7 protein-coding genes are annotated in these 12,534 nt (G+C 40.3%); 1 reads left to right on the top strand and 6 read right to left on the bottom strand.

The genetic code is table 11. The features are described 5' to 3' along the window. Positions 1 to 4: 4 nt before the first annotated feature. From LB450_RS13285 to LB450_RS13260, 6 genes are all read right to left on the bottom strand, one after another. Positions 5 to 943: a sulfotransferase family protein gene (locus tag LB450_RS13285; protein ID WP_224489728.1), complete on the bottom strand. Its 939-nt coding sequence runs from the start codon at positions 941 to 943 to the stop codon at positions 5 to 7. 172 nt (positions 944 to 1,115) lie between these two features. Then, the gene (gene wecC / locus LB450_RS13280; protein ID WP_224489726.1) at positions 1,116 to 2,321 is read right to left on the bottom strand and encodes a UDP-N-acetyl-D-mannosamine dehydrogenase; all 1,206 of its coding nucleotides are present in this window, start codon (positions 2,319 to 2,321) and stop codon (positions 1,116 to 1,118) included. Positions 2,322 to 2,356: 35 nt separating this feature from the next. Next, positions 2,357 to 3,481 carry a non-hydrolyzing UDP-N-acetylglucosamine 2-epimerase gene (gene wecB / locus LB450_RS13275; protein ID WP_224489725.1) on the bottom strand — a complete coding sequence of 375 codons (1,125 nt, stop codon included), beginning with the start codon at positions 3,479 to 3,481 and terminating at the stop codon, positions 2,357 to 2,359. A gap of 462 nt (positions 3,482 to 3,943) precedes the next feature. Beyond that, positions 3,944 to 4,351, bottom strand: a complete 408-nt coding sequence (locus tag LB450_RS13270; RefSeq protein WP_224489724.1) for an endonuclease domain-containing protein — start codon at positions 4,349 to 4,351, stop codon at positions 3,944 to 3,946. 552 nt (positions 4,352 to 4,903) lie between these two features. Continuing rightward, positions 4,904 to 5,977 (bottom strand): GumC domain-containing protein, encoded by a 1,074-nt coding sequence (locus LB450_RS13265; RefSeq protein ID WP_224489723.1) that lies wholly within the window; start codon positions 5,975 to 5,977, stop codon positions 4,904 to 4,906. A 49-nt stretch (positions 5,978 to 6,026) separates the two neighbouring features. Further along, complete coding sequence (locus tag LB450_RS13260) at positions 6,027 to 8,372, bottom strand: SLBB domain-containing protein (RefSeq protein WP_224489722.1); 2,346 nt, start codon at positions 8,370 to 8,372, stop codon at positions 6,027 to 6,029. A gap of 1,236 nt (positions 8,373 to 9,608) precedes the next feature. Here LB450_RS13260 and LB450_RS13255 point away from each other — a divergent pair. Further along, positions 9,609 to 11,948, top strand: coding sequence for a zinc-dependent metalloprotease (locus LB450_RS13255; protein ID WP_224489721.1), 2,340 nt, complete (start codon positions 9,609 to 9,611; stop codon positions 11,946 to 11,948). Positions 11,949 to 12,534: the final 586 nt, after the last annotated feature.

Raw genomic sequence — 12,534 nt, 5'->3', positions numbered from 1 at the left:
CTATTTAGTATCCGAGTTTATTTTTTATGTTAAAAATAAGTGGCTCTATCAGTATCAATTCCTCTTTACTTAAATTCTTTAATCCTTTCCCTATACTCCCTCTAGTTATTTTTTTTCCTAAATTGTAGTGATGTTTTTTCTTTTCAACATCACCCATAGTAACAATTTTATGATTTTCTGAATCCAAATATTTATCATTATAATCTAGGTTAAGAAAATTGAAAATTTTCTTAACTACATCTTTAGGTTGAGACACTAGTTCCTCATATCTTACTTTCAATACTCGTTCTTTATTGTTTTTCGAGAACTCTAAAGCTTTCTTATTAGCCTCATTCCATCGCCTTGCTGCTGATGATACATCAGCCTGTAATTCATTTTTTGTATATGAGTAAATCACATCATAGGGATTTCTAATTAAATGAATATACTTTGAATTTTCAAACACACTGTCAATTCTTTTTATATTTAAAGTATTTAAAGGCGTCTTATCTCCCCAAACTTTACATTTAATTTCATTTTTTTCAGCATGAAACCTGTAAATGTTATCAATAATCGAAACTAAACATCTTTGTTCAGATGGTAGATTCTTTAGTCTTGATGCAAGCTCTCTAAGACTACCTAAATTAAATGTATAGAATTCTGGATGATATTCATAAGTTGACAAAATCAGGTCAACTAAACTAAACCATCTCATTCCTGCATGTTGTCGATATATTTTTATTACACCTCCCAAAACATATGTTTCAGGTGGAATATGTACACCCTCTACTTGAATTAATATTCTTCTCAATAATGTTGTACCTGACCTTCCTGAACCTATTATAAAAAAAGGCTCATTATCCAGTATTTTATTTCTCATAGGATATCTGAGCCATGGAACTAAGTATCTTAAAGGGATAACATAATCATAGACTTTATTTATAATTTCGGGACATTTATTCATTTTTAAAAATTTTGATATTACCAGAATAAATCAATAGTATTCAAATTAAAGATTTGATAATCAGGAATAACATAGATATCAATAAATCCTGCACCACCAGTGATGAGTATGTTTTTAGATTTTATCATAATTGCAATCTTTGATTTTTATTTGTAAATCATTAATTGCTAAATTATTTATTTAAAACTCCAGCAAAATCTAGGATGACTTTATCCTCTGAAAGTTGTACGTCATTAAATTCTTTATGGGCCACTAAAAAGGCTATAATATCTGCTTTTTTAACCGCTTCCTGGTAAGGTGTAATTTTAAACACCTGATGGTCTTTTATATTGGGTTCTACAATAAAGTATTCTTCATCATGAGCGTCCTGCATGATTTTTTGGGCAATGTATTTGGCAGGAGATTCTCTAAGGTCGTCTATGTTGGGCTTAAAGGCCAAACCCATCAAGGCTATGGATGGAGTTCTACCGTGCTTGAGTTTAAAGTCGTGTTTGGCTTTTTTAACCTGCTCGGCACACCAGAAGCTCTTATAATTATTAATTTCTCTGGCTTTCCCGATAATTTGTGATTCCATAGGAAACTCTGAAGTGATAAAATAGGGATCTACGGCGATACAATGCCCGCCTACACCACAACCCGGTTGTAGAATATTCACCCGTGGATGTTTATTGGCTAATTTGATAAGTTCCCAGACATCAATATCGGCCTTGTCACATATAAGCGACAATTCATTTGCAAAGGCAATTTGCACATCGCGACTGGAGTTTTCAGTCAACTTACACATTTCTGCTGTCCTTGCATTGGTGGCATGCAATTCTCCCTTCACAAAAAGCCTGTAAAAATCAATGGCTTTTTGAGTGCTTTGTTTATCCACACCACCAATCACTCTATCGTTATGAACCAGTTCATGCATGACATTTCCAGGGAGTACCCGTTCCGGGCAGTACGCCATATGTAATTTTCCTTTCAACTCCGGTCTTTGGCTATAGATGAGTTTCGCCATTTTTTCTGTAGTTCCTACTGGCGAAGTAGACTCTATGATGTATAAATCGTCTTCTTTAAGAAGTGGTATGATGCCATTGGTTGCTGCTTCCACGTAAGATATATCTGGTTCGTGGTTTCCTTTAAAAGGTGTCGGTACGACAACAAGATACACCTCTGCTTCCTGAGGTTCTGTATAGGCTTTTAGGAACTTATCCTTCACCGAAGAGGCTACAGCTTTATCCAAATCAGGTTCCACGATATGGATTTCTCCTTTATTGATGGTTTTGACAACCTCAGGATTGACATCCACACCACATACCTGAATTTTATTCTGGGCGATTAGCGCTGATGTTGGAAGTCCGATATAGCCCAGACCGATGGTAGTTACTTTCATGGTTGATTTTTTATTTACAATATTAAAATATTTGCTTATAACTCAATTGCTTTGATATAATTAATAATCTTATCGCAAGCCTTACCATCGCCATAAGGATTGTGCAATCTGCTCATGCTTTGGTAATGCGACGTATCTTCTAATAACTTTTGAGTTTCAGTGATGATTTTATCAGTATCCGTTCCTACAAGAATCACGGTCCCTGCTTCAACAGCTTCTGGTCTTTCCGTGGTATCTCTCATCACCATAACCGGTTTGCCTAGACTTGGGGCTTCTTCCTGAATGCCGCCGCTATCGGTGATGATGATGTAGCTTTTGTTCATCAACCAGACAAATTCCGGATAGGCCATAGGATCGATAAGATGAATATTAGGGATATCCGACAAATATTCATAAACCGGTTTTTGAACATTTGGATTGAGATGTACCGGATAGATTAACTCTACATCTTTATTTTTTGTGGCGATTTCTTTTAAAGCCTTGCAGATATTCTCAAAGCCCTGCCCGTGATTTTCTCGTCTATGACCAGTGATAAGAATAATCTTTTTAGAAAAATCAATATCTTTCTTTAAGGTTTCAATGTGTTCAGAGGTGTAATTTTTTACTTTTTCAGAGCTAATCATGAGCGCATCAACCACTGTATTTCCGGTGACGAGAATGTTTTTTTCATCAACGTTTTCCTTGAGTAAATTGGCTTTGGAAGTTTCTGTAGGTGAAAAGTGATAGTCAGTTATACGTCCAGTCACCTGTCTGTTTATTTCTTCGGGAAAAGGAGACCATTTGTTATGTGTTCTTAAGCCTGCTTCCACATGGCATAACTTAGCTCCGCTATAAAACGAAGCTAAACCTGCCGCCATCGTTGTAGTGGTATCGCCGTGTACATATACAAAATCAGGCTTAAAATCTTCCAACACGGCCTTCATTTCAGTTATAATGGTCGCAGTGAGGTTATATAGGTTTTGATTGGGCTTCATCAGGTCCAAATCATAGTCTGGCTTGATTTCAAAAAAATCCAACACCTGATCCAACATTTCACGATGTTGTGCCGTGACGCAGACTTTTGTTTCAAACTCTTCCGTTCGCTCCTGAAAAGCTTTGACCAAAGGCGCCATTTTAATAGCTTCCGGTCTTGTTCCGAAAATGATGAGATTTTTTTTCATGTTGTATTTATGATTGATTGCTAGTAAATTAGGTGATCAGAATACTGGGTGACGGGTTATTTGTAATTGATTTTAAATCTATCTATATCTTACTCCTACCGAAACTTCGGTAGGGATAAAGGGGTTTTGGTTTTCTCCGCTTTCCCCAGCCCTAAAGGTTGGCGGAGCATTCGCCTTATATTCAAAATTCCCTCCCTCCCTTTAGAGCGAGGGGTATAGGTTTAAGGTAACAAAAGATAAAACACCGCCATTTTACCCCGGCCTGCTTGTGGCGGGTGAATTGCTTTTTACATCACAAAAACATTAAAGGTATCTATTTTTAACTCCCTTTAGGGTTGGAGTTAAAAGTACTACCATTTTCCACCAAGCCGCCTGAGGCGGGTGAATGGCTATTTATATCAAGTAATTTCAAAGCTATCTATATCTTACTCCCTTTAGGGCTGGGGTAATAAAAAACTACAACTAGTTCTCTATTTTTTTAATAGCTCTCTTTAAATCTTTCAATACACTCTGTATATCATTTAAAACTTGATCATTGGTATAACGAATAATGCTAATTTCATTGAAATTTAAAAAATCTTCTCGATCATCATCTTTTTCCTTTTGCTCTTTTTTAAAATGATATTCCCCATCTATTTCAATACAAAGCTTTAATTCGTGATTGTAAAAATCTAAGATATAGTTCCCGAAAGGATGTTGTCGTCTAAATCTATGCCCTAAAGTTTCTTTAGACCGTAGTAACTCCCACAATACTTTTTCAGCTTCAGTTAAGTTTTGTCTTAATTTCTTTGCCTTTAAAAATATTTCAGGAGAAGCACCTTTAAACATACTATCTTGATGATAAGGTGATTTTTTCATCATATAATCCATTACAAAGCCATTTTTCTCCGGCCCGCCTGAGGCGGGTGAATGGCTAATATATATCTGTGATTTTAAAGCTATCTATATCTAACTCCCTTTAGGGTTGGGGTAACTAATCAAAATATTAATATTTATTGTCTGATTCAATAATATACTGGTTAGCTGGTATACTGGTTTCCTGATTAATTTTGAACCTCATAAAACCACACTCCTACCGAGGCTTCGGTATAGGGTTGGGGTAAATAATCTTAGTATTTATTTTCCGATTTGATAATCTACCGTTCTACTTGTCACCTGGTCTACCGGTATACTGGTCTACTGGTCTACTATAAATTACCTTTCACTTAAACACAAGTCAGTCTTAGTCAAAGTTTTCGTCTTCGTCTATGTTTCATACAAACATTTCACTGCTCACTCTTCACTAAAAACTAACTCCAGTCTTAGTCAACGTCTTTGTCTTAGTCTTCGTTTTTTTAGACTGTCAACTAACCAACTTACTGGTCTACCAGCCCGCCTGACTGACGCAAGTCGGGCAGGTCAGCTAGTATACTGGTTTACTAATCATTCCATCGCCTTTTTATATTCTCTATACCCAATAAAAAAACCAACGACTAAAACCCCGGCGATAAAGCCACCAACTACTATAGATTTTAACAGGCTTGTCTCTTCTTTTTCCAAAGGTAAAATAGGGCGGTCTATGACCTGAATGAGCGGGGTTTGTTTGCGGAGGCTGACTCTGGCCAGCTCGGTTTGCTTAACCAGTTCTTCCAGAATCGCTGTATTGGCCTGCACATCGACTTGTTCTTTTGCAGAGGGCACCCGTTTTACATTATAAGCTGGATTAAGGCCGAAGGTGTTGTCATTAGCCACTGCAACGCCTTTTATGCTTTGGTTTAAGGCCGTTCTTATCGAGTCGGTCTGATGCTGAAGGATATCCAGGTTTTCTTTGGAACGCTTGCTTTTGGTTTCTACATAAAAATCGGTCACCGTTTCGGTAAGGGCAAGGGTAAACTGTTGAGCAAAATATTCATCAGGATGGGTCAGACTGATGGTGCCTATAGCCACGTCCTTGTCTTTTTGTTCTACGCTTAGATGCTCTTTGGTGAGTTGTTTGTAAATCAAGCCCAGAATACTATCCTGAGATCTTGAAAATAACGCACGATTGGCCTGAGGAGGAAATGTTAGGCTTTGGTTGAGGTCTGGTTCCTCCTGCCAGTCTTCCCGCCAGTTTTTATCCTGTATATAATATTCTGCTAAGGACAGGCTTTGGTCGTTGACCGCTACCGGAGCCAGGAGGGTCTGCTCTACCATTGAACGGGATTTATAAAGTGCCATCAGATTATTTCCTGCAAACACCCCGGAGTTGCCTCCACCGCCAATATTCAAACCAAAAGAACTCGCAATACCAGAGAGGTTACCCCCGCCAGACTTACCTTCTTCTACAGCATAGCTTAAACTTGCTGTGTATATTGGAGTCTTAAGGCTCGCATAGGCTAAACCCAGCAAAGCACCTACCAGAACAAGGACAGTTATGTATATTTTCTTGGATTTAAGATAGGTGTAATAGCCTTGTATGGTATGAACTATCTCTTTAAGACTGAGGTCATCGTCCTGAGGTAACTCTTTGTTTTGCATAATAAACTAATTATGAATAAGTAATTGTGAATAGGAGCAGTTAATAGGACTATCGGGTAATGCCAAAAATGATGGCTGCCAGTGAGGCTAAGGTAGACGCAAGCCCTATAATCTGGGTCACATCTAATCCCTCTCGTTCCGGCTTGGCCGGCACTACAATTCTACTGCCTGGCTGAACCTTAGGATAGGATTTTATGCCCAGAAAACTCTTGGTATTTGCAGCCGAGCCGTTGGGATAAACAATAAACGTCTTGCGTTTCATCCCTCGGTCATCTACTCCTCCTGCATTTTTGAGATAATACCTAAGGCTTCTGTTTTTCTTGTAAATCACTTCTGTTTCCAGCATTACATTGCCTTCTACCACCACCGTCTGGCTTCTTTTAGGCACCTGAACAGTATCACCAGGCTCTAAAGTAAAGATATCTGCAGCCCCCTTAGATTTTTCTATTTCAGACCAGTCGATAGGGATTATTTTGTCATTTCGCAGTATTCTAACCGATTTAAGGAATGCCAGATCGGTAAAACCTCCGCTGCGTTTGATAAAATCGGTAAGCTTTTCATTTTCTTTAATCAGGGCATATTGCCCAGGGTAAAGCACCTCTCCTTCTAAAGTCACCATAGAAGGGACTTCGTAGGAAATTATTTTCCTTACGATGACGTGGTCCTGTGGCATCAGCATAAAGCTGGCCGCCCTCTCAGGGTTTTGAGGGTCTATCTCCAGCTGAAAGTTAATCAGCTTTTCCTGATCTGCCGGTATGTAATCGTCGCTGATAATTCGCCTGTACACAATGACTTTTTGAGATGCTTTTTCTGTAAAGTAGCCCGCTTCCAGCAAAAGATCATATAAAGTTTTATCTTCTGAGTAAGGATAAATTCCAGGCTCCCTGACCTCTCCCTCTATGGTATTGGTAAAGGATTCTAAGAGGGTTTCATCATAAAACACAACCAGAATATCTTCCCTCTGAAGCTGGATATCAGAGGACTCCTGCCCACTCAGAACAGCCTGCAAATCTATATCGATGTACTCTGTCGTTAAATCCTCTTTTTGACGAATCAACGAAGCTTTAGGTAAGAATACATTTTCCTTTACGCCATCGGCCTTTTCAATCAGGTCACTCACCTTTAAAACCTCCTCTTCTTTCAGGCTATAGTCTCCAGGTCTGTAAACCGCCCCCTTAATCTGGACTCTGTTTTCGTATCGGTTCAGGATTCCGGCTACGATAACCTCATCCCCTGCCAAAGGCAGGTAGTTTTTGTAGTTTTTACTGTTTAAATCTTCTATCCTCAACTCGTTATCGGTTTTCTGTCTTACCAAAATTCTGTTGAGGTAGGCATCTTCTGTAAAACCTGATGCATAGTTGATAATTTGATCCAGATCCTCCCCGGGTAAGATTTCGTATATGCCCGGATTTTTGAATTCACCTTTTAAATCAATGCGCCCCTTAAAGGTTGGGATTCTTATAATGTCATTATCCTGTAAGGCTAAATTATCGCTTTGGTCGCCTTTGGTGAGGAAATCGTATAAATCTATGGTTCTTATCACTTCATTATCCCTAATGAGTTCTATAGCTCTGTAACTTCCTAAAGCATTTGGACCTCCTGCGATATGCAAGGCATTAAATACCGTACTCATAGAGCTTACCTTATAATTTCCAGGCTGCTTAGCCCCTATGATAGTCACAAATATGCTTCTGTAATTGGATACAGTCACAGATAACCTGCTATCGCCAGTTCTAAGCGATGAGAATATTTTTTGCATTTCCAGTTTAATTCGGCTTACGGCAGCTTCAAATTGGAGACCGCTCACGAATACCACCCCCACGTTGGGAATGATCAGTTTACCATTAGTAGAAACCCGTCCTGAGAACGTGAACTGCTGCTCTCCGGATAAAACGATTTCCAGCTGATCTTTAGGGCCCAATATATAATTGGCAGGCGTGGTTTGATTTTGATTGGGCTCGAAGCTTAAATTCTTGGTGGTAAATAATTCTGAACCAAAGACCCTGTTTTTTTTATCTAAACTGTCCAGGTCTTTTGTTAAAGCATCTGATTCCTCATAGCCTTCATAGGTTTTTAAAGAGTCCTGACGTTTTTCGTAAGCTTTTTCGTTTTCGCCCTTAAGCTCCTCGGACTCCGATTGCTTTGGCAGACTTTCCAACCTCGCCTTTAGCTTAGCGATTTCAGCTTTTGGCATTCCTTTTCCTTCGGCTACCAGCTGGGCTTCCTGGAAAGACATTTGATTAGCCTCCAGTTCCTGGTTGATTTGCCTTAATTCCTGCTCTGAAAACTGAGACGCTTTCACCTGGCTTAAATCTCCTTTCTGTAGAAATTCCTGACCGAATAGACTTGAGCTACAGGCGATAACAACGAGAAATACGATTACAATGTGTTTCATTTTTTTAGTTGGTGTGTTTGATATTAAATTTCAGAGGTGTGATTCATTTATAAAACAACCTGCATAGTGAGGTAAAATTAGTGATAAGCGAACTTATAAAAAAAATAAAATGATACAGCTTAATTTTTTGAGGCTCTGACACGGCTTCGCCACAGTGAGCCCCATTTTCAGGTCACCGTAGCGCACATCTATACGCCCAAATTTACGTAAATACCTAGTCCTGGATTCGTTTTTGCCTTGAAAGTAAGGCCTTATGAAGAATGATGTAGGATAAGCGGTTCACGTGTAGTCGTTAATAGATTTTGGTTGAGCAAAAATAGGGTAGATTCTTAAAGAAAACCAAAGAAAATGGGAAGTATTTTGAAGAAAGTTTTTTATCTAGATATTAAAAGTTAGATGTTAGATAGTAGAAGGGAGAGAAAAGAACATAGAGAAAAGAGAATAGAGAAAAGAGGGTCTTCTATTAATTGATAATTTTTTTTCCGATTACTCCACTATACGACCAACTAAAAACTATAAACAATCTTCCTCAAGAATTCATAGACTCATAAACTCACAGACTCATCAAGTTTGGTGCGCTCCCGAAACTTCGGGAGTATCGCGTCACCCTGGCTTGAAGGAGAAAGGAGAAAAGAACATAGAACAAAGAGGGGGGCTTCTATTAATTTTTAATTGTTTTTCGATTACTCGATTATACGATTATGCCACTATACGACCAACTAAAAACTATAAACAATCTTTCTCAAGAACTCATAGACTCACAGACTAACTACTACTTTATACTTCCTAAAACCTACCTTCTAATTCCTACTACCTAAGGCTTAATTCTTCACGAGCGAGACGCTCGCGATAGCTTAGGAGGAATTTTCTTCCTCAAGAACTCATAGACTCACAGACTCATCAAGTTTGGTGCGCGATTGCATCGCGTCACCCTGGCTAAAAGGAGAAAGGAGAAAAGAACATAGAACAAAGAGGGGGGTCTTCTGATAATTATGAATTGTTTTCCCTATTACTCCATTGCACCATTATACCACTATACGATGAACTAAAAACAATCTTCCTCAAGAACTCAAAAACTCACAGACTCACCAACTCACAAACTCACCCCTACTGCGGCTTCGATACACCGCGATGAAAAATCCAAGCTCCTTCCTACCACCTAATCCCTCCCCCCTAACCCCTACATTAAACTTTCACCCTTATATTTAGTCCCACTACTAATTAAACGTGAACATCATGAAATACATCTTACTATTAGTTTTCGCCTTGAGTCTTCAACTAGGAATGGCTCAGGACAAAACCTCCAAAGATTTAGATTCTATTTTACAAAGCATGCCCAAAGACGAAGGGCTTATCACTTCCTATTTCGAGGACGATAAACTCTACTTCGAATTCCCTGAAGACGTGCTTGAAAAAGACCTGCTCATGGTGACTCGCCTAAAGCAGTTGCCGGCTAACTATTCGGCCTACAGAAACGCCGGGTCAAAGACGTCTGAGCAGATGATTCACTTTGTGAAAGTGGGCAAGTCTATCGATCTGGTGCAGGTCTTAACCACCAATGTCGCCGATGAAGAAGATCCCATCAGCCTGAGTGTCGCTCAAAACAACCTCAACCCGATTTTGGCGTCTTTCCCCATCAAATCTGAAGAAGGAGATGCTATCGTTATTGAAGTCTCCTCGTTTTTCAATGCCGATTCACCCTCGTTCAACATTATCCCGGACGGATTAAAATCAGAATATAAAATCGGAAAAGCAGATGACAAGCGCAGCCGTATCAATTCGGTGAAAAGCTTTCCTCAAAACACCGAAATCACGCACACGCTTACCTTCCCTACCGATAAACCACCACGTGGCAATTCGACCAATACCTTTACCTTTCAAATCAACCATTCCATCATCGCTCTGCCGGAAGATAAAATGCAGGTGCGCTACGAAGACTCGCGTGTAGGCTGGTTTGGTATACGAAAATACGACTACAGCTCCGACGCTTTAAAGTCGGATGAAGTCAGACTCATCCGCCGCTGGAGACTGGAACCCAAAGACGAAAAGGCGTACGCCAGAGGCCAACTCACCGAGCCAAAAAAACCTATCGTGTATTACCTGGACCCTGCGACTCCCAAAAAATGGAGAAAATATTTTATCCAGGGGATTGAAGACTGGAATTCTGCCTTCAAAAAAGCAGGTTTCAAAAATGCGGTAGTCGCTAAAATGGCTCCTACTGAACAAGAGAATCCTGATTTTAGTCCCGAAGACGTGCGTTTTTCTACCGTGAGGTACGTGGCTTCCACCACCAGAAACGCCGTTGGACCTAGTGTATCTGACCCACGAACGGGTGAGATTATAGAATCGGATATCATCTGGTACCACAATCACTTAAGGTCGTATCGTAACCGCTATTTACTGGAAACCGGGGCTGCCAATCCAAAGGCCAGAACTCTGGACACCCCGGAAGAAGAAATCGGAGAGATGATGCGCCGTGTGATTTCTCACGAAGTAGGTCACGCCCTGGGCTTGCCTCATAACATGAAAGCCAGTTCTGCCTATCCTGTAGATTCGCTCAGGTCTGGAAGCTTCACCCAAAAAATGGGGATTGCCGCTACCATTATGGATTATGCGCGTTACAATTACATCGCACAGCCCGGCGATAAAAATATCCGATTTGTCAGACAGTTGGGGCCTTACGATGATTATGCCATCGAGTGGGGGTATCGCTATTTCCCCAACAGCTCAGCAGAACAGGAACAGAAGATTTTAAGAAATTTTGTAGATAAGAAAAGTACCGATCCGCTATATATGTTTGGCGGCCGAGGAAACGATCCCGACGCTCAGACCGAAGACATTGGGGATAACGCTATCAAAGCAAGCACCTATGGCTTAAGCAATTTAAAAATTGTCGCCAAAAACCTCAACTCCTGGACCACGCCTCAGGGTCAGAATTTTGATGATTTAGAAGAGCTTTACGGAGAAATGCTTGGTGTGTACAGACGCTATATTTATCACGTCGTCTCCAATGTGGGCGGTGTCCATGAAACTTTGTTACATAAAGGTCAGCAGGGCATTCCTTACAAAGCCACAGGTAAATCCAAACAAAAAGAGGCTTTGGATTTTATAAACGACAACATCTGGACGCCGCAATACTGGTTGGTGGACGAAGCCCTCGTCTCCAAATTTGCCGAATCTGGAAAACTCGAAAGTCTGATTAGCATCAACAAAAGAGTCCTCAAGCGTCTCACCGATGCTAAGCGTCTTAACAGGATGTGGGACACCAGTTCTACCTTACCTGGAAACGGACTGTCTCCTCAGGAACTTTTGGAGATACTGGCAGAGGATATCATCTATTCAAGAACCTCTCCAGATCAGGTGGAGCGTGAGCTGCAGAAACACATGCTGCATCAGCTTATACAAATGAAAGGTGATGAAGATCTGGCTTTAGAACTCAAAGGACACAGCCTGGCCCTTCAAAAGGACCTTTTGTCTCACTTTAAAACGAGAATCAGTTCTACAGAAAACGAATTGAAAGCGCATTACAGCTATATGGTTCAGGCCCTGGAAGAAGCTTTGGATACAGGTAAATAGAGGCCTTCTAACACGCCTTGGGCGGGGAGTGTCATTCCGACAGAGAAGCTTTTTCTGCTTCGACGAGCCTGCCTGACGGCAAGGGCAGGGAATCTTTCTTTTCTTAGATATTAGATGTTAGATAGTAGAAGGGAGAGAAAAGAACATAGAAAAAAGAGAATAGAGAGGGACCTCTACTAATTTTGAATTATTTAACTCATCTGTAAACCGGTAGACTGGTCAACCTGCCCGACTAGCGTCAGTCAGGCGGGCTGGTATACTGGTTAACTAGTAGGCCTCACTTTTCACGAAGGAGACGCTCGCGATAGCTTAGGAGGAATTTTCTTCCTCAAGAACTCATAAACTCACAGACTCATCAAGTTTGGTGCGCGATTGCATCGCGTCACTCTGGTTAGAAGGAGAAAGGAGAAAAGAACATAGAGAAAAGGGTGTAATCTCTGAGCATAACACCCATCTCTTTCTTCCCTCAAGATACTGTGTAAAAACACAAGCAATCTTAAGTTTTTTTCATATTTTTATTCTTTAGGAAGTTATCTGACTATCCTGCGACGGGGCTACGGTCTCGTCTTTTTTTTGTCCAATCATA

This window comes from Psychroflexus curvus, from assembly GCF_020164585.1.
GTDB lineage: Bacteria > Bacteroidota > Bacteroidia > Flavobacteriales > Flavobacteriaceae > Psychroflexus > Psychroflexus curvus.
Note: the sequence above shows the minus strand (reverse complement) of the source record. Positions and strands in the feature narration are given on the sequence as shown.

Bases quoted from the DNA above. Each gene is read 5' to 3' on its own strand.
- LB450_RS13285 (WP_224489728.1), bottom strand. From the start codon at position 943: ATGAATAAATGTCCCGAAATTATAAATAAAGTCTATGATTATGTTATC.
- wecC (WP_224489726.1), bottom strand. From the start codon at position 2,321: ATGAAAGTAACTACCATCGGTCTGGGCTATATCGGACTTCCAACATCA.
- wecB (WP_224489725.1), bottom strand. From the start codon at position 3,481: ATGAAAAAAAATCTCATCATTTTCGGAACAAGACCGGAAGCTATTAAA.
- LB450_RS13270 (WP_224489724.1), bottom strand. From the start codon at position 4,351: ATGGATTATATGATGAAAAAATCACCTTATCATCAAGATAGTATGTTT.
- LB450_RS13265 (WP_224489723.1), bottom strand. From the start codon at position 5,977: ATGCAAAACAAAGAGTTACCTCAGGACGATGACCTCAGTCTTAAAGAG.
- LB450_RS13260 (WP_224489722.1), bottom strand. From the start codon at position 8,372: ATGAAACACATTGTAATCGTATTTCTCGTTGTTATCGCCTGTAGCTCA.
- LB450_RS13255 (WP_224489721.1), top strand. From the start codon at position 9,609: ATGAAATACATCTTACTATTAGTTTTCGCCTTGAGTCTTCAACTAGGA.